Consider the following 18,385-nt stretch of genomic DNA (forward strand, 5'->3'; position numbering starts at 1 on the left):
CCTCGTGCTCCCTGTCTGCAACCTGCACGGCATGCAGCTCCATCTCGCGGAGATTTCACGCACGGTCGCGCAGGGCGCTCACGCCGTCCTCATTGTGGATCAGGCCGCATGGCATACCAGTCAGAAGCTGGATGTTCCCTACAATATCACCATTCTCCCGCTGCCTCCCCGGGCTCCTGAACTGAACCCGGTGGAAAATCTCTGGCAGTTCCTGCGCAATACATGGCTCTCAAACAGGATCTTCAGAACCTATGACGATATCGTTGATATCGCCTGCCATGCCTGGAACCAGCTCGTCAATCAACCATGGCGCATCATGTCAATCGGACTGCGCAATTGGGCTCATGGGTTATAGCAATCAACGGTTGGTATAAGGGGGAGATTTCGATATGGAACAGGTTCTCGATCAGCCCGATCATGTATCCCGACCAGCTTGACGCCACGGCAGAAGCCCCGATGGCGTATTCCAGGATCAGCGCCCAGCCCACCATCCATGCCAGCCGTTCACCCATCACGGCATAGGTATAGGTGTAGGCCGATCCGGCAGTGGGGACCATGGACGCCAGTTCGGAATAACAGATCGCCGCGCACATGCAGATGAAACCGGCAAGGATGAAGCTTAACATCATGCCCGGTCCCGCTTTCTGCGCGGCTTCCGAAGTCAGCACGAATATACCGGTTCCGATGATCCCGCCGATTCCCAGCATCGTGAGTTGGAAAGCCCCAAGCGACCGGTTCAGTGATTTCTTTTTGGCCGTCGCCAGGATTGCGTCCAACGACTTCACGCGATCAAACTTCATCCACCCGGTTTCCCCCGTTTTGCCCCTGGTCCGGCATTATACGCTTCCATGCGGAGCAGAACCTACGGATAAAATCGCCAAGCGCAAGCACCGGGGGGAAATGCGGCCTTCCGCGCGGCGGTATCACATATCCGGCATTTCTATGTCGCGTCCGGCACGCCGTGGAAAATCCGGGTGATGGGGGTCAGTCCGCCGATCCAGTATGACAGTTCATGCGGGCCACTGACGTTCCATATTGCCATGTCCGCCATCATGCCGGTCGCCAGCCTGCCCGTGCTGTCCTGCAGGTTCAGGCCCCGCGCGCCGATACGGGTGACGGCCGCCAGTGCCTCGGCCGGTGTCATGCGGAACAGGGTGCAGGCCATGTTCATTATGGCCGTCAGGCTGGTCGCGGGGGATGTGCCGGGATTGCAGTCGGTCGCCAGTCCCATGGCCACCCCATGCCTGCGGAACAGGGCGACGGGGGGCGCATGCTTTTCACGAATGAAGTAGAACGCGCCGGGCAGCAGCATGGCGATCGTTCCGGCCTGCGCCATGTCCATCACGCCCGCCTCGCTGACATATTCGACATGGTCGGCGGACAGGGCGCGGTACTGCGCGGCCAGGCTGCCGCCACCCGTATCGGATAACTGGTCGGCATGGATGCGTACGGGCAATTGCAATTCCATGGCCCTGTCAAACAGTCGGCGGACCTGCGCGGGACCGAAGGCAATGTTTTCGCAAAAGGCATCGACGCTATCGACCAGCCCTTCGGCTGCTGCGCGCGGAAGCACGACATCAATCAGGAAGGAGACGTAATCATCCTGCCTGTCCACATATTCAGGGGGAAAGGCATGGGCGCCAAGGAATGTTGTATGTACATATACCGGCAGGACCTCGCCCAGCCGTCGGGCGACGCGCAACTGCTTGAGTTCGTCTTCAAGCGTCAGGCCGTAACCGGATTTGACCTCGATGGTGGTGGTGCCCGCGCGGATCATGCGCTGCGCACGTTCCATGGCAAGGGAGAGAAGGGTATCCTCGCTTGCCGCGCGCGTGTTGGTGACCGTGGAGAGAATGCCGCCCCCCTGCCGCGCAATTTCTGTATAGGAAACGCCGTTCAGCCGTTTTTCGAACTCCGTGCTGCGATCGCCCGCATAAATGATGTGGGTATGGGCATCAATCAGGCCCGGCGTCATCCAGTGCCCATGCCCGTCAATGACGGTATGGGCCAGCGTATCAGGGGCGGCGGGCAGGTCCGCGCGCGCGCCGATCCAGGCAATCCGGCTGCCGCTGGTGGCGATGGCGGCATCATGAATGCATCCGTACGGATCATCCGATGCGTCAGTGGCGGGCATCATCGTCGCGATATTCAGGTTGATCCAGAGTCTGTCCCACATCGTGCGTTTTCCTTCGTTTCCCATGTTTTTTAGATAAGTATATACAAATAAGTCAAATCTGTTATCAATTCATAACAAAACGCAGGATCACCTGCCTATCAGGCATGAGAGTGAAAATGGTCACGATTTTTGCAAGACAGGCCATGCTGCCCACCGGATGGCGCAGCAATGTGCGGATCGAAGTGGGAAAGGATGGCTGCTTTTCCGCCATTATACCTGATTCCAGTCCCGACCCTTCGGTAATATGCACGGATATTGTCATTCCCCCGCAATACAGCCTGCATTCCCATGCGTTCCAGCGTGCCATGGCCGGCCTTGCGGAAGGGCGCAGCAACCCGTTCGATACGTTCTGGACATGGCGCAGGGCCATGTACCGTCTGGCTGACAATGTTACGCCGGAACAGATGCAGGATATTGCTACATTCCTGTATATGGAAATGCTGGAACGCGGTTATACGCAGGTTGCCGAATTCCATTACCTGCATCATGGCAGGGGGGGCGTGCCGTATGCCGACCGCGCGGAAATGTCGCTGCGTATCGTGCAGGCCGCGCGAAACGTGGGCATGGGCCTGACCCTGCTGCCAACATTATATGCCCGGTCGGGCTTCGGGGCACAGACGACGTTGTCCCAGCAGCAGCGTTTTGCCAGTACGCTACAGACCCTGGCGGATATCATAAGCCGGGTGCGTCAGGCAGATGATCATGCAATGTCCCCTATTGTCGGGGTCGGGCTTCATTCCGTCCGCGCCGTGGATATCCGTGAGGTCGGGGCGGCAGTCGATCAGCTGGCGGCTGGCGCGCCGATCCATATCCACGTGGCCGAACAGCAGGCCGAAGTGGCGGAATGCCTGCAGGCAACCGGTGCGCGGCCTGTGGAATACCTGTTTGATCATGCCGCTGTCGATGCGCGCTGGTGCCTCGTGCACGCCACGCATCTTTCGGCGGCCGAAACGACACTGGTCGCCCGCAGTAGCGCGGTGGCCGGTCTATGCCCGATTACGGAGGCCAATCTGGGGGACGGGCTTTTTCCCTTTTCGGTTTACGTGGCACAGGGCGGGCGTTTCGGCATTGGTAGCGACAGCAACATCCTGATCAGCCCTGGCGAGGAACTGCGCCTGCTGGAATATGGCGCACGCCTCGATCGGCAGCAGCGTTGCGTCTGTCTGCCGGAAGGGGAGATGGGTTCGGTTGGCGGCTACCTGTACCGTGCGGCATGCGAAGGCGGCCGTCAGGCCTGCGGCCTGCCATCATCGGGGTTGGTTGTGGGGGCGCGGGCCGACCTGTGTGTGCTGGCCCCGGAAAAACTGTCCCTGCCGGAACTGCAGGGGGACCGGATCCTCGATTCAGCCATTTTTGCCTGTCCCACGCTGCCTGTGCGTGATGTGATGTGTGCGGGGCAGTGGGTTGTGCAGGACGGTCGTCATGCCGATCATGACGGCATTACCCGTAATTTTCATCGTGCGCTTGCCGCGCTGGCGGCTGAATGAAAGGTTACGATCGATAATGACCAATCTTCCTTCGGGTTCCCCGGTATTCGACTTCCATCCCGGTCATGCGCCCGTCCTGCTGACCCTTCCCCATTCGGGCACGGACCTGCCCCCCGGCATGGCGGCGCGCATGACCCCGTATGGCAGGCAACTGCCTGATACGGACTGGTATATTGACCAGCTTTATACAGGCCCTGCATGCGAACGCGGCATAGGTGTCATCCGTGCGCGTTATTCGCGTTATGTAGTGGACCTTAATCGTGGCGCGGATGACGCCGTCCTGTATCCGGGGCGTCCCAGTACCGGACTTGTTCCCAATCTGGCATTTGATGGCACGCCGATCTATCAGGCCGGACAGGAACCGGACCAGAACGAGATCCATGACAGGACCACCGCGTTCTGGAAACCTTATCATGATGCAGTTGGCCAGGAACTCGAACGGCTGAAGCAGCAGCATGGCTGGGCGGTGTTATGGGACGGGCATTCCATCCAGACCCATATTCCCCGCCTGTTTGAAGGGCGCCTGCCTGACCTGAATATCGGCACCAACAGCGGCGCATCCTGCGACAGGCGGCTTCAGGACCGTATCGCGGCCCATGCCAAAAGCCTGTCCGGCTATACTCATGTCGTGAATGGCCGTTTTCGGGGGGGATACACCACCCGGCATTATGGACAGCCGGACCGGGGATTTCATGCCGTGCAGATGGAAATTGCCCAGAGTACCTATCTCCAGCATGAAGACGCGCCATGGCCGCTGGATGAAACGGCCTTCCGCAGGCTTTCCACAACCATGGCAGGATTTCTTGACACCGTTCTGGACTGGACGCCGCAGGTTCGGTGACCAGCAGAATACCACGCTAAAGAGATGGCAGATGCAGGCAGCACGTTTATACGGAATTGGGGATATCCGCATCGAAACCGTTCAGGCACCGGCTGCACCAGGTCCGGATCAGGTGCGGATACGGGTCATGGCGGCCGGGATCTGTGGTTCGGACCTGCACAATTTCCGGACAGGGCAGTGGATTACCCGCACCCCCGTCATACCGGGGCATGAGTTTTCCGGTGAAGTCATGGCGGTCGGCCCCGGCGTGACCGGCTTCCGGCCGGGGGATCGCGTGGTGGCGGATTCCCGGGTGGGGTGCGGGCAGTGCCCATCGTGCCGGCAGGGACAGAGCAATCTGTGCATCAGGCTGGCATTTGTAGGCGAGGTCTGTGATGGCGGGTTTGCACAGGAAGTCGTTCTCCCGGCCCGCCAGTTGCACCGTATTTCCTCCGACATGCCGTTCTGGCTGGCGGCACTGGCGGAACCCCTGTCCGTGGCGGTCCATGCCGTAAACCGGCTGGCTCCCGATCCGGGCATGCCTGTCGTGGTCTGTGGCGGCGGAACGATTGGCGGCCTTGCCGCACTGGTGCTGTCTGAACGGCATGATGGCACGGTGTATCTTGTCGAACGCGATCCGAAACGTATGCGCCTGTTACAGGAAACCTGCGGCGTTTCGCCCCTGGCGCTGGATGCGGTCGGCACCGCCGTCAATGGTCAGGCGCCCCGTTTCATGCTGGACACCACGGGATCGGTTTCGGTGGCGGGGCATCTGCTGGATTGTGCCGCGCCGGGGACGCGACTGGTTCTGGCCGGACTGACCGCGACAAAGCTCAACCTCGACCTGAACCTTATTGTCGAGCGTGAACTGGAGGTGCGCGGCGTCAGCGCCTTTGCCGATGAAATGCCTCAAGCCATCGCCCTGTTGCCGGCCCTGCGCGAACGGCTGAAGGCTTTCGTCTCCATGATACAGGGGGTAGGGCAGATACCAGATGTCTATGGGGAACTGCTGGCACAACAGCGTGCAGGACTGAAAACGCTGATCTTTCCCCATTCCATTGCGGAGGAAGCATGATGAAAAACCCCTTCTGTGTGCGCGGACGCACCATTGTCGTGACGGGGGGCGGTCGTGGCATTGGCCGGGCGGTGGCGCTGCATCTGGCAGGGCAGGGGGCACGGGTGTTTATCTGTGGCCGTTCTGTCGTCCCCTTGCGGGAAACCTGCGAGATGGCGCGGGGCGATGGCCTGCACATGGACCATTTTACGGTAGATGTCGCCGATACTGATGATATTGAACGGGCTTTCCATGATCTTCACGCACAGGACATCCGGATCGATGCATTGGTAAACAATGCCGGTATGGAAGAACTGCGTCCCGCCATTGATGCGGACGAAGCATTATGGGACAGGATTGTCGATACCAACCTGCGCGGGGCATTTTTCTGTGCGTTGCATGTGGCGCGCGGGATGCAGGCCGGTGGGGCGATCGTCAACCTGTGTTCACTGGCGTCCGCGGTCGGCATTCCCGGGGCCGTGCCGTATGGTGCGTCAAAATCCGGCCTGCTGGGTGTGACGCGCGGACTGGCCACGGAATGGGGGCCAAAGGGTATCCGGGTCAATGCGGTGGGGCCGGGATATTTCCGCACGGAAATGACGGAGCCCTTTTTTCATGATGAAAAATGGCGTGAGACGATGATGGCGCGCATTCCGCTTGGGCGGTTTGGGGAGCCTGCGGAACTGGGGGGTATCGTGCAGTTCCTGTGCTCGGATGCTGCAGCCTATGTAAACGGCCAGATCCTGTATGTGGATGGTGGTTTCCTGGCGGCCATCTGAAGGTTGTATATATATGTATGATATTATCGTTGCTCATTCGTTTTGGAATTGATATGAATCGGGTGAACGGGGACCAGGCCGATCTGTAGCGCGCGGCAGGGAACAGACATGGTTTTTTGCCCGGCTATGGTTGCCGGTCGCCTATAATGCGTTGCCTGAGTGGAAGCGACCAGATGAACAAGACTGTCAATTTTGTCGATCTGCGGGATGCTGAAAATATTCCCGCCCACCTTCTTGACCGTACGGAAGCCGACCTTGGTCCGTATCTGGAACGGGTCAAGCCGATTATCGAGGCCGTCCGGACCGAAGGTGACGCAGCCCTGCGCCGTTTCGCGCAGGCCTATGACGGCGTGACCATACCCGACATGAGCATCCGCGCTACGGAGGAGGAGTTTGAAACCGCCTTTCGTGAAATGGATCCCGAACTGATCCGTTCAATTGAATATGCAATTGGCAATATCCGCAAATTCCATGAGGCCCAGAAGCCCGAGGACAGCTGGATGATCGAGGTCCAGCCCGGCGTATGGGCAGGGGACCGGAATGTCGCCATTGAATCGGTGGCCTGCTACGTACCGCGTGGCAAGGGTGCGTTTCCCAGCGTCGTGAACATGACCGCCATTCCGGGCATGGTGGCCGGGGTGCCGCGCCTGGTCATCATCACGCCGCCCGCGCCGGATGGGCGCGTGGATGCGGGCACGCTTGTCGCCGCGCGCCTGATTGGCGTGACCGAAGTCTATAAATGTGGCGGTGCGCAGGGCGTGGCCGCCGTAGCGTATGGCACGGAAACCGTCCCGGCCTGCATGAAGATCGTGGGACCGGGCAGCCCGTATGTCGTTGCGGCAAAGAAACTGCTTTCCCACGTCATCGATCCCGGCGTGCCCGCAGGCCCGAGTGAGGCGATCATCCTTGCCGATGACAGCGTGGATCCTGAACTGGCGGCGCTGGACCTGATTATTGAATCCGAACATGGGCCGGATTCCTCCGCCTGGCTGGTGACGGACAGCCCGCGCGTGGCAAGGGGCGTGCAGGCAGCGCTGCCCGGGCACTGGCAGCAGATGGACGCCAAACGCGCCGAATTTTCGTCCACTGTCCTGTGCGGGGCGTATGGTGGCATCGTTCTGACGCGTGATTTTGATACGGCAGTCGAATTCACCAATGCCTATGCCCCTGAACATCTGGAAATCCTGACATGCGACCCGATGGCTGACCTCGGGCGTATCCGTAACGCGGGCGAGGTGCTGCTGGGCAACCACACGCCAGTCAGCCTTGGCAATTACGTCATTGGTCCCAATGCCGTGCTGCCGACCAACCGGGCCGCGCGCACGCATTCACCGCTTTCGGTGCATGATTACATGAAACGGATGTCGTTTGCCCGTGTCTCCGCGCGGGGATACAGGGAAATGGCGTCCCATACGCACCGTTTTGCATCATATGAAGGGTTTTCCGGCCATGCGCGTGCGGTGTCTTCCGCCCGTCCACTACCCAAAGGCCAGTAAACCGCCGGTTGTGAACAAAGGCTGTATTCATGAATGACTCAGCATCCGCACAGGCGCTACAGGCCTTTCGTGCGAAAGACGTAGCGCGGACATGCATCATCCTTTCCGACCTGATACGGGAGGAATTCGGTCTGCAGGTCAGCAATATTACGCTGGGAAATGATGGATACAGCCTGAATTCCGTAAACGGCTTCCTGACCACCCCGACGGGGGAGGAATATTTCTTCAAGTTCCATCATGAGGAAAATGAAGAAAGTACCCTTCAGGAATTCTATCGTGGCGAGGTCCTGCGCGACGCTGGCTACCCGATTGACATGCCGGTTTATGTGTCGCGTGCTATCGGCCGGCAGATACTGCTTTATACCAGGCGATCAACGCCACGGCTGGCTGATCTGTGCCGTACATATGACGGGACGGATGCGGATATCGGACCAGTCGTTGCGGCACAGCGCGAACTTGACGCGCTGACGGCGCGCATTTACCGTGAAACCTTTCACCCGATATCCGAAGCCGAATGCGCAGCCGAGCCGTTTCATCAGTTATTCCACCATCGGCTGACAACCGATGACCGGTGGCTTGGGGCGCGGGCGGCGCGTTTTTTTGCATCCGGGCGTACGTTTGCGTTTCCGGGCGTAAGTATTGCCGATCACGCGCTGCTGGACATGAAGTGGCGCATCAACGGGGTGATGCATGCCGATACGCTGCGTACTGTGCTGGAACGCAGCATGCGACTGCTGTCCCCCCGCATGCTGGCCCGTTCTGGCGGTGTTACGGCGCATGGGGACGCGCATAACGCCAATGTATGGTGGGAGGGGGCGGGCAGGAGCCTGACCTTCTTTGATCCCGCCTTTGCCGGACAGGATATTCCGGCCATCATGGCGGAGGTCAAGGCGACTTTCCATAACATCTTCGCCCATGCGGACTGGCTGTATCATCCCCATGACCTGCCTGCTGATATGGCGACCCATGCCAGCGTGACGCCCGACGGAATACTGGATGTCACGCTGGGGTGGAAGATGAATGACCTGCGGCGCGCCTTTCTGGATTCCAAGGCGGTGCTGCTGTGGCGTCCGCTGCTGGAGCATATGCGCGCCACGGGGCACCTGCCTGCCGACTGGCGCGCGACGATCCGGTGTGGCCTGTTCTGCTGTCCGACGCTGGTAATGGATTTGTGCGCCGATGGGGCTGGTGGCCATACGCCGCTTTCATCCCTGACGGGGCTGGCGGTTGCTGTCATGTGCGGCAGCGAACCCGTGCCGCCAGGGCAGGATGTGGTCAGCCGCTTTCTTGATGCAATTGATCCCGGAAATTAGAAATATCATTCCGGAACCAATCTGATAACAGTGATCCCCTGTTATTGAAGGAGTTGCCGTATATGGACATTGACGCACCATTGCGCAATTCGGTTCTGGCCGTTGAGGAAGATACGATTTTCCCCATACCGGCAGACCGGCGCAGGGGGAACACGCGTGGGCTGTGTCTGGTCTGGCTGGGGGCGAACCAGAACATACTCGCGATCCTGACGGGCATGATCTACTGCCAGGTCTGTCACCTTTCGCTGTTCTGGGCGGCGCTTGCCATTCTGGCCGGCAACGGGGTGGGGGGCATGTTCATGGCCCTGCATGCCGCCCAGGGGCCGCATCTGGGCATTCCGCAGATGCAGCAGACACGTGGCCAGTTCGGGGCCTATGGTGCGCTACTGGTCATTGTTGTCGTCATTGTCATGTATGTGGGGTTCACCGCGACACTGCTGGCCATCGGACGTGAACAGGTGCAGCAGGCCCTGGGGGGGCCGCCACATCAGTTACCCGTCTATGTGCTGGCCGCGGCCATCCTGTCGCTGTGTATTGTCGGGCATGGGTGGATTGAACGTTTTGTGGTCGGGTTTACCTATGTGGCGGCCACGGCGTTCTTTGCCCTTGCGGCCTTCTTCCTGTTTTACCTGCATGCCCTGCCGGTCCAGCCGTTGATGGCGCTCCCCAGCATGCATGATTTTGTGGCGGCCGTCTCGATCGGGGTGCTGTGGCAGGTGGCGTATGCCCCTTATGTGTCGGATTATTCCCGTTACCTGCCTGCCGATACACCCGAACGCGATGCATTCTGGTCATGCATGACGGGCAGCATCATTGGAACCGCGGTCCCTACCTTTCTGGGGGCCTATATGGGCAGTACCGCATGGGCAGGGAATTTCTATGCCGCGATCCATGCGCATTATACGCTGCCGACTTATGTCCTGCTTGGCATTGTCCTGATTTCGATCACGGTTTCATGCACGATGCAGATCTATTGCGCAGCCCTGTCCTGCATGACCCTGTTTTATACCATGTGGCCGACATGGCGCCCCACGGCGCGCAGTCGCGGGTTGCTGGCGGGTGGCCTGCTGCTGCTGTCCGTACTGCTGACGATTATGCTGAGTGGCGACATACTGCACATTCTCAACAGTTTCATTGAATTCCTGCTGGCGGTCCTGTCCCCGTGGACGGCAATCAATCTGGTTGATTATTACCTGATCCGGCATGGCGATTATGATATCCGGTCCTTTTTCCGTCATGATGGCGGCATATACGGACGTTTCAACCGACCGGCCATTTTCTGTTACATCATGGGTATTGTCGTGCAGGTACCCTTTATTTCAAATGAACTGTATTCCGGCCTGATGGCACGGCAGATGGATGGGGTTGACCTGTCATGGGTGGTGGGAATCCTGCTGCCCGGCCTGGTTTACTGGCTGATATGCCGGCAGGCGGATTCCCCCGCACGTCCTGCCGTCAGATAAGATCGTGGACGATACGGCCTGCCGTGACCGTCAGCATGCATTTCAGGTCCGGCAGGCTGTCCGGATCCGTCATGAAGGGATTGCCCGACAGGACGGCGATATCCGCGCGGTAGCCCAGGGCAATACGGCCTTCATACCGTTCCCGTCCGGCGGCCACCGCGGCCTTGCTGGTATAGCTGTCGAATGCTTCGGGAAAGCGGATCGCCTGTGTCGGGATCCATGCTTCCGATGCAGGTGCCCCGATGGGACGGCGCAGGACGGCCTTGCGCAATCCACGCAGGGGATCAAGGGATACAATCGGCCAGTCCGTCCCGAACGCCAGCGTGCTGCCCGCATCCAGCAGCGAGCGCATTGGAAAAGCCAGTTGCGCGCGATTGTCCCCCACGCGTTTTTTCCAGACTCCTTCCATGCCCATCCACTCATCCGCAGGCGCGATCATGACGGGTTGCATGCTGGCGATGGTGGATGTGTGGGCAAAACGGGCAATATCATCGGGATAGGGCAGTTCGGCATGTTCCACGCGGATCCGTGGACGTTCCGGGCTGTTGCCTGCATTTTCCGCCGCGTCCAGCGCCAGACGGATGGCGCCCGGCCCGATGGCGTGGGTCCATATGTCCAGCCCGTTTTCCACACCGACACGGACCGCATCAATATAGGCCCTGCGGTCCCATAACAGGGTGCCGCGTGCATCAGGCTGGTCCGCATAGCCTTCTGGCATGTAGCCGGTATGGGATTCCAGCACGCCGTCAAGGAAGAACTTGATGCCATCCAGGCGAACCATCGCATTGTCATAGCGTGCGCGCAGGTCAAGTGCTTCGCGCAGGCGCTGTGGCGTCAGGCCGGGATCGGGTTCTATTTCCGTCATCATCCCGATACGGACCGGCAGCGTGCCCGCCGCATCCCGGGCCGACAGCAGCGGCAGGTAGGCTTCGTCATATGCGGCACTCTGCATGCGGGTGATGCCCAGCCGGGATGCCGTATCCAGCACCAGACCCAGCGCGTGATCCATTTCCGGCCCGGTCATGGGCGGGATATGGCTGGTGACAAGGCTGACGGCGTCTTCCTTCAGCCAGCCCGATGGCGTGCCATCGGCGCGGCGCACGATCTCGCCATTTTCCGGGTCGGGGGTATCGCGGGTAATTCCGGCAATTTCCATGGCACGCGAATTCGCCCATGCCGCATGCGCCATGCCCGATGTTAGGATAACCGGGCGGTCTGGCAGGATGCTGTCAATCATGCGCGCATCGAATTCGCCATTGGGCAGGTCGGGATAGCCATAGCTCCATTCCAGCCCGCGGATCCATGGCGCGTCGGGATGCGCGGCCGCCCATTGCGCGACCCGATCCAGCAGGGCCTTCATTGTCCGCACATTCCGCAGCCCGATGGCGGAAAGATAGTACGCGGCCATGGCGATATGCATGTGGACATCAATAAAGCCCGGCATCAGGAACATGCCGCCCAGATCACGGATGACGGTTGTCGGGACACATTGCGCCATGATGTCGGATGATGTGCCGATCGCCACGATATGTCCGTCCATGATGCCGACTGCATTGACGGGTGGGGCATGGCCGTGAATGTCAGCATTGATGATGGCAAGGTCGAGGGGCATGGATCTGTTCCTGAGATGGCAATATGGTGTGATTAGAGCATATTGTTTCTTGGATGTAAGGGTATGCCAGCGACCGCTGCGACACGTCCGTTCACGAACGCACGGCAACGGGAAAGCCGGGCCTGCGGGCCGGATGATTCAGTGAATGGTCTATTGTTTTCAACCGGTTGTCGGTAATGGTCCCGCTGGTTCGCGAATGGTGCGGGCCGGGGAAGGGTGCCATCGCCAGGCCAGTTGCCTTGCATGGATGCAGCGCATCGGAAGTTTCTTCCTTTGGCATAGAAACTTCCGAGCAGGCGATGCCCCCGGACTGCCTTACGATAGGGCGGATGGCCCTGATGATGGAGCGAACATGACGTCCCTGCTGCATGACAGTAACCCGACCGTTGCGGCCCTTGCGCATCTGGTTGCGTGGCCGACCCTGAGCAGGGAAAGCAATCTCGGCCTGATCGAATGGTATGCGCAGCAGTTACGCGCGGCGCATGCCACGGCTACGATCGTGCGGCATGAGGAGACGGATCGTTATGGTCTGTTTGCCACGATCGGACCAGATACCGGACAGGGCATCGTGCTGTCAGGCCACAGCGACGTCGTGCCGGTGCGGGGGCAGGGATGGACATGCGACCCGTTCAGCCTGACGGACCGTGATGGAAAGCTGTTCGCGCGCGGCAGCAGCGACATGAAGGGCTTTCTGGCCTGTATGCTGACGGCGGCACGATACGCGGCGGGTCGGACATTGCGGCATCCCCTGCATTTCGCCATTTCCTGTGACGAGGAAATCGGCTGCGTGGGCGTGCGTTCCCTTCTGGTGTTCCTGCGTGAACGCGGGATTGCGGCACGGGGCTGTATCGTAGGGGAGCCAACCGGGCTGCAGGTTGCCGTGGCGCATAAGGGAAAGGTGGCCGCGCGCATTGTATGCCACGGCCTCGCGGCACATTCCGCCAATCCCATGCTGGGGTGCAATGCCATCCAGATCGCGGCCCGCATGACACAGGAAGTCGCCCGCATCCAGGCGGAAATGATGGACGCCCCGATACAGGACCCGTCATTCGACGTGCCATTCAACACGGCGCAGGTCGGGCTTATAAACGGCGGGGTCGCGCTGAATATCGTCCCCGACCGGTGCGAAATCCAGTTCGAGATGCGCCTGCTGCCCGGACAGTCGGCGGATACATGGCTGGAGCGGTTGCGCGAACGCGCAGTGGGTGTGGCAGCCGATTATCCCGGTGGGGCAATCGACTTCGAAATCATCAATGAATATCCGGGCCTTGTGCCCGAACCTGATACCGCCATCCGCAATATCGCCCTGCAGGCCAGCCAGCATAATGCGGTGACCACCATCGGGTTCGGGACTGAAGCGGGACTGTTCCAGCAGGAACTGACCCTGCCCACCGTAATATGCGGCCCCGGATCAATCGATCGTGCCCATAAGGCGGATGAATACATTACCCGCGACGAACTGGCCGCCGGTGACGCCTTCCTTGCCCGTATTGTTGATACATTGTGCGTGGTGTAAGGCCGTCGGCCCTAGTCGCTGCCCGGAAGTGGCTTTCCCGCAAGAAGTTCACGGCATACCTGCAGGAAGGCCGTCGCCCGCGCCGTCTGCCGTATGTTCGCGATCGTGGCCGTGCCGTACAGCAGCGGCTGGGGTGTGTCCTTGAGCGCAAGATAGGCCAGCGGCCTGCCATCCAGCGCCGCCTTGTTGCGGGGGCGTGCGTTGGCCAGGCTGTAGCCTTCGCCGCGCGCGACCAGCGAACGGATGACATCAATGCTCTGGAACCGTCCCATTATGCTGGGCACGATGCCCGCATGGGAAAACAGGGACAGGAAATAATCCCGTGACAGCGGCAGGTCCAGCAGCAGGAAGGGTTCATGTTCCAGTTCAGACAGGGCGACATGCCGCCTGCGGGCCAGACGGTGCTGCGCCGATACAAAGACAAAGGGAGGCAGGGCGGCCAGCGGGGAAAAATCCAGATCCTGCGGCATGTTCAGGTCATAGGCCAGCATGGCGCAGATTTCACCATTGCGCAGCTTTTCAATCAGTTCACTGTGATGGCCGGCGATAATGCGCAGCTGGGCACCGGGGTGGCGGGTTTCGAATTCCTGCAGCAGTTCCGGCACGATCAGGGAATACAGCGTTGTCATGCATCCGACTTCAATCATGCCGCTGACCTGCCCCGACAGGCCAGACGCCGTCATGTCCAGTTCCGTGGCATGAAGCAGCAGGTTGCGCGATTCACGCAGGAAGCTGTGGCCTTCCTGTGTCAGGGACAGTCCGGCGGCATGATGGCGGATGAACAGGGTAATCCCGAACACGGCCTCAAGCTGGGCGATGGCGGCGGAAATGGATGGCTGGGAGATATGAACCCGCCTGGATGCCGCGGTAATCGACCCCGTTTCGGCAGCCGCGACAAAATATTCGATCTGTTTCAGTGTGAAACGCATGGGGTGGCTCCGGCTGCTGTGTCTGTCACGACGGGACCAGGGACCGCATGGCGGCAGGTGGCGCCGGATCGGATGAAACAGGATAAAAAAGGAAAGGCAGGATCATGACATTTTCCATCGTCGCGCATTGCGCGCGTACCGGGCAATTCGGGGTGGCGGTCGTATCGTCGTCGCCCGCCGTGGCGGCCCGCTGCGCCTATGCCCGCGCGGGCGTGGGGGCGGTCACGTCGCAAAATGTAACCGATCCGCGACTGGGGCCAATGGCCCTCGACCTGCTGGAACGTGGACTGACACCCGCTGAATGCCAGGTTGTCATGGCCCGCGTCGCAACCCATGCGCAATACCGGCAGATGACCTTTATCGACGGCAGCGGCCGCGGGGCCGCGTGGTCGGGCACCGGCACGCTGGGCACCCACGCCGAGGCCTTTGGCAAGGATGTCGTGTCCGCTGGCAACCTTCTGGCCAATGCGGATGTGCCGGCCGCGATTGTCGCCGCGTTTGAAAAGGGTGATCCGTCCCTCGAACTGGGGGAGCGGATATTGCTGGCCCTGCAGGCTGGCGCCGATGCGGGTGGCGAAGCCGGACCTGTCTATTCCGCCGGCATGCTGGTGGTTGACCGTGAACAGTGGCCGCTTGCGGACCTGCGGGTGGACTGGGGTGAAAATCCGGTCGCACGCCTGATGGAACTGTGGGCGGTATGGAAACCCCAGATGTATGATTATGTCCAGCGTGCGCTGCATCCCGCCCAGGCCCCTTCATATGGTGTGCCGGGAGATGAGTAGAGCATTGCAATAACCTTTGAGCAATCATTATTGCTTCGGTTTTTCTGAGGTCGATCTTCGATATATATTTCTTTAGCGGAATGATGTTCCGTTCGAATATCCCATGGTCATAAGCACTGGTTTTCGGGAGGCGTGCCATGTCCACCCAGGCATCGGTATCACAGCATGGGCAGGGATCATCCGAACGTGACCTGTTTGTCGCGGCCATGGGGCATGTTGCTGCCCCCGTGGCCGTGATCACCACGGACGGCCCCGCCGGACGGTTCGGCATTACCGTCAGTTCCGTGACATCCGCATCCGCCGACCCGCCAATGATGATGGCGTGCATCAACCGGCGCAGCCCGGCTTTTGCGGCCATTATCGAAAACGGCTGTTTCGTCATCAACATGCTGTCGCACGACCATGTGGGGGTTGCGGAAAATTTCGCGGGCCGGGCAGGGGTTTTTCCGGCATTCGATTTCGGCTGCGCGGCATGGAAGCCGGGGCAGGCCGGGGGATGGCTGCTGGACGGGGCGCTGGCGTCCTTTGACTGCACCCTTGAACAATCCGTCGATGTCGGGACGCACGGGGTGATTATTGGTGGCGTCCGGCACACCTGTCTGCGGCCCGCAAAGACGTTGCTGCATTTCCGCCGGGCGTTTCATCGGCCGGAACCCGTTCTTCATAATTCTTGAGCAGGAATATAATTCATGATCCGTACAGGACAGCAGTATCTGGACTCCATCCGTGATGGCAGGCGGATATGGATGAACGGCGAACGGGTGAAGGATGTCACGACGCATCCGATGTTCAGGCCCATCGTGTCCATCCGTGCGCGGATGTACGACATGCAGCATGAAGCGGCTTTCCGTGACCGGCTTGTCTATACGGATGACAAGGGTGATGAATCCCCGCTGGCCCTGCAGTTGCCCCACACGCAGGAAGACTGGAAGGCAAAGCGTATCGCGACCGACACAGTGCTGGACGAAGTGGGGGGCATCGTTACGCGCGTCGGTGACGAGACGATTGGCGAGATGTGGTCACTGTATGACGGTCAGGACATCCTTAACGAGGTCAATCCCCAGTTCGCTGAAAATATCCGCCATCACGTTCACAAGGCGATGTATGCGGACCCGTTTCATGTCTCGGCCAACACGGACCCCAAGGGGGACCGTTCCAAGCGGCCGCAGGATCAGGACCCGGACATGCTGCTGCATGTCGTGCGTGAAACGGATGCGGGCATCATTGTCCGTGGCGCCAAATACGAAACGGCGGCGGCTTACGCCAACCAGGCCTTTACCAAGCCCACCATTGCCAACTGGGGTGATGCGGAACTGTCTGATTACGCAGTCGGGTTCATCTGTGACTTTTCCTCACCCAACCTGAAATTCATCTGTCGCACCGGGTTTGCCGGTCGCGCCCCGATCGAGGATTATCCACTGTCCAACAGATATGACGAGGTCGAAGCCCTTGTCATTTTCGATGACGTGCTGATCCCGTGGGAAAACGTACTTTTCTACCGGCATACCAAGGCCGCGACCTTCATCCGTGCGACGCTGCATCGCTACAGCGCCTTCGCTTTCGTGCAGCGTAACCAGAAACTGGCCGACATGATGATCGGCGCTGCCCTGTTCAACGTGCGCCAGACCGGACTGGACCGCCAGCAGGCGGTGCAGGAGAAGCTGGCGACCCTTGCCTGCTACCGTGAAGGGATCAATGCCCACCTGACGGCGTCCATCGCCATGGCGGAAGAAAGCCCTGGTGGCCTGCTCATGCCCAACCAGTCGCTGCTTATGGCCGGGCGTGTGCTTGCGTGTTCCAGGCTGCATGAAATGATGCACCTGACGCGCGAACTGTGTGGCGGACAGATCTGTGTCACGCCGGACGTGGCGACATTCCGGGATCCCGAAACCGCGCCATGGATGGAAAAATTCTATTCCATCAATGAAACATGGCAGGCCGAGGACCGGCGCAAGCTGCTGGCCTATGCCCGTGACATGCTCAATTCCGATTATGCCGGCCATCGTCTGACATTCCAGCTTTTTGCGCAGGCCCCGCCGTTTGCGCATCTGGCTGCGGTCTATCGTAACTTTGACTGGAACGGCGCACTGGAATTCGTGCAGCGTTCAGCCGGGCTGAGCGAAGGTGTGCTGCAGCAGGGCAAGGGAGGGAACAAATAATGACAGGCCAGGTAACACATAAGCGGATCCGCTGTTTCAATACGCGGGATACCTATCCCGAACAGAACCTGGACAATGACCTGTGTCAGGCTGTCGTCGCGGGCCAGACGGTTTATGTGCGCGGCCAGGTGCCGCAGGATCTCGATACACGTGAAAATGTTGCGGTCGGCGATCCGGTGGGCCAGGCTGAAAAGGTAATGGACAATATCGAACTGCTGCTGAAGGAAGCCGGTTCCGAACTGTCCCATATCTGCAAGGTTACGGTGTACCTGACCGATATCCGTTACCGGGAAGCGACATATCGTGTTCTGGGGCGGCGTATGAAGGGGGTCTTCCCCGTTTTCACGGGGCTGGTTGTCGTGGCGCTGGCCCGCCCGGAATGGCTGATCGAGGTGGATGTTATCGCTGTCATTCCATAAAGTATTTATACATAATACCAACCATTGTTTGGCCTGACTCACGGGGTACCCATCGGTTTAAAAATGTGATTCATAGGATGCAGACCATTCTCTGAAGGAGGCATTCTGGATGGGCAGCCCTCTATCCCTGCGTGACGATCATGATAGTTCGGAGTTGCGACGCCTTGCGCGCAGAAGCCGGCATGCGGGTCAGTCGCGTCGCCTGTTGGCGCTTGCGGCGATTTATGATGGCGCCTCGCGCGGCGAGGCGGCCCTGCTTGCGGGGACAGACCGTCAGAGTATCCGTGACTGGGTGCTGCGTTTCAATGCGGATGGCCCGGATGGCCTTGTGGATCGTCATGGCGGGGGACAGAAAGCCCGCCTGACACAGGAGATGCTGT

At 59.9% G+C, this 18,385-nt stretch carries 18 protein-coding genes; 14 read left to right on the plus strand and 4 right to left on the minus strand.

What is annotated here, in order from left to right; genetic code table 11:
- Positions 1-355 (plus strand): transposase (locus GEU01_RS14850; RefSeq protein ID WP_019086449.1); only part of this gene is annotated, 355 nt, incomplete at its 5' end.
- Here GEU01_RS14850 and GEU01_RS14855 read toward each other — a convergent pair.
- Both GEU01_RS14855 and hutI read right to left on the minus strand, forming a co-directional pair.
- Complete coding sequence (locus GEU01_RS14855) at positions 315-800, minus strand: amino acid permease (RefSeq protein WP_019086700.1); 486 nt, start codon at positions 798-800, stop codon at positions 315-317. The two genes, GEU01_RS14850 and GEU01_RS14855, sit on opposite strands and share 41 nt — an antisense overlap.
- Before the next feature lie 140 nt (positions 801-940).
- Positions 941-2,176, minus strand: coding sequence for an imidazolonepropionase (hutI, locus tag GEU01_RS14860; RefSeq protein WP_019086701.1), 1,236 nt, complete (start codon positions 2,174-2,176; stop codon positions 941-943).
- A 116-nt stretch (positions 2,177-2,292) separates the two neighbouring features.
- Between hutI and GEU01_RS14865 the strand changes: the two genes are divergently transcribed.
- From GEU01_RS14865 to GEU01_RS14895, 7 genes are all read left to right on the plus strand, one after another.
- Entirely contained in the window at positions 2,293-3,663 is a 1,371-nt protein-coding gene (locus GEU01_RS14865) for a formimidoylglutamate deiminase (protein ID WP_019086702.1), read from the plus strand.
- Between the two features lie 16 nt (positions 3,664-3,679).
- Positions 3,680-4,504 (plus strand): N-formylglutamate deformylase, encoded by an 825-nt coding sequence (gene hutG, locus GEU01_RS14870; RefSeq protein ID WP_019086703.1) that lies wholly within the window; start codon positions 3,680-3,682, stop codon positions 4,502-4,504.
- 31 nt (positions 4,505-4,535) lie between these two features.
- A complete protein-coding gene (locus GEU01_RS14875; RefSeq protein WP_019086704.1) occupies positions 4,536-5,558 on the plus strand; it encodes a zinc-dependent alcohol dehydrogenase in 1,023 nt (340 codons plus the stop codon).
- On the plus strand, positions 5,555-6,316 hold the full coding sequence (locus GEU01_RS14880) for an SDR family NAD(P)-dependent oxidoreductase (protein WP_085949333.1): 762 nt from the start codon (positions 5,555-5,557) through the stop codon (positions 6,314-6,316). Before GEU01_RS14875 ends, GEU01_RS14880 begins: the two co-directional genes overlap by 4 nt.
- A gap of 173 nt (positions 6,317-6,489) precedes the next feature.
- Positions 6,490-7,812, plus strand: coding sequence for a histidinol dehydrogenase (gene hisD, locus GEU01_RS14885; protein ID WP_019086706.1), 1,323 nt, complete (start codon positions 6,490-6,492; stop codon positions 7,810-7,812).
- Positions 7,813-7,841: 29 nt separating this feature from the next.
- Complete coding sequence (locus tag GEU01_RS14890; protein ID WP_019086707.1) at positions 7,842-9,125, plus strand: hypothetical protein; 1,284 nt, start codon at positions 7,842-7,844, stop codon at positions 9,123-9,125.
- A 62-nt stretch (positions 9,126-9,187) separates the two neighbouring features.
- Positions 9,188-10,588, plus strand: a complete 1,401-nt coding sequence (locus tag GEU01_RS14895; protein ID WP_019086708.1) for a purine-cytosine permease family protein — start codon at positions 9,188-9,190, stop codon at positions 10,586-10,588.
- Here GEU01_RS14895 and GEU01_RS14900 read toward each other — a convergent pair.
- A complete protein-coding gene (locus tag GEU01_RS14900) occupies positions 10,581-12,200 on the minus strand; it encodes an amidohydrolase (protein ID WP_019086709.1) in 1,620 nt (539 codons plus the stop codon). The two genes, GEU01_RS14895 and GEU01_RS14900, sit on opposite strands and share 8 nt — an antisense overlap.
- Positions 12,201-12,552: 352 nt before the next feature.
- On the opposite strand from GEU01_RS14900, the gene argE reads away from it, so the two are divergent.
- Positions 12,553-13,716, plus strand: coding sequence for an acetylornithine deacetylase (argE, locus tag GEU01_RS14910; RefSeq protein WP_019086711.1), 1,164 nt, complete (start codon positions 12,553-12,555; stop codon positions 13,714-13,716).
- Positions 13,717-13,727: 11 nt separating this feature from the next.
- On the opposite strand, the gene GEU01_RS14915 is transcribed toward argE, so the two are convergent.
- A complete protein-coding gene (locus tag GEU01_RS14915; RefSeq protein ID WP_010507335.1) occupies positions 13,728-14,645 on the minus strand; it encodes a LysR substrate-binding domain-containing protein in 918 nt (305 codons plus the stop codon).
- 104 nt (positions 14,646-14,749) lie between these two features.
- On the opposite strand from GEU01_RS14915, the gene GEU01_RS14920 reads away from it, so the two are divergent.
- The 5 genes from GEU01_RS14920 to GEU01_RS14940 all read left to right on the plus strand — a co-directional run.
- On the plus strand, positions 14,750-15,427 hold the full coding sequence (locus GEU01_RS14920; protein ID WP_019086712.1) for a DUF1028 domain-containing protein: 678 nt from the start codon (positions 14,750-14,752) through the stop codon (positions 15,425-15,427).
- Between the two features lie 137 nt (positions 15,428-15,564).
- Entirely contained in the window at positions 15,565-16,101 is a 537-nt protein-coding gene (locus tag GEU01_RS14925) for a flavin reductase family protein (protein WP_019086713.1), read from the plus strand.
- Positions 16,102-16,116: 15 nt separating this feature from the next.
- Positions 16,117-17,586 carry a 4-hydroxyphenylacetate 3-hydroxylase family protein gene (locus GEU01_RS14930; protein WP_019086714.1) on the plus strand — a complete coding sequence of 490 codons (1,470 nt, stop codon included), beginning with the start codon at positions 16,117-16,119 and terminating at the stop codon, positions 17,584-17,586.
- Complete coding sequence (locus GEU01_RS14935) at positions 17,586-18,005, plus strand: RidA family protein (protein WP_010507340.1); 420 nt, start codon at positions 17,586-17,588, stop codon at positions 18,003-18,005. Before GEU01_RS14930 ends, GEU01_RS14935 begins: the two co-directional genes overlap by 1 nt.
- Positions 18,006-18,114: 109 nt before the next feature.
- Positions 18,115-18,385, plus strand: a 271-nt coding sequence (locus tag GEU01_RS14940; protein ID WP_026018770.1) for a helix-turn-helix domain-containing protein, incomplete at its 3' end; no start/stop codon positions are given.

Origin of the sequence: Komagataeibacter europaeus LMG 18890 (assembly GCF_000285295.1) — a bacterium.
In the GTDB taxonomy this organism is placed as follows: domain Bacteria; phylum Pseudomonadota; class Alphaproteobacteria; order Acetobacterales; family Acetobacteraceae; genus Komagataeibacter; species Komagataeibacter europaeus.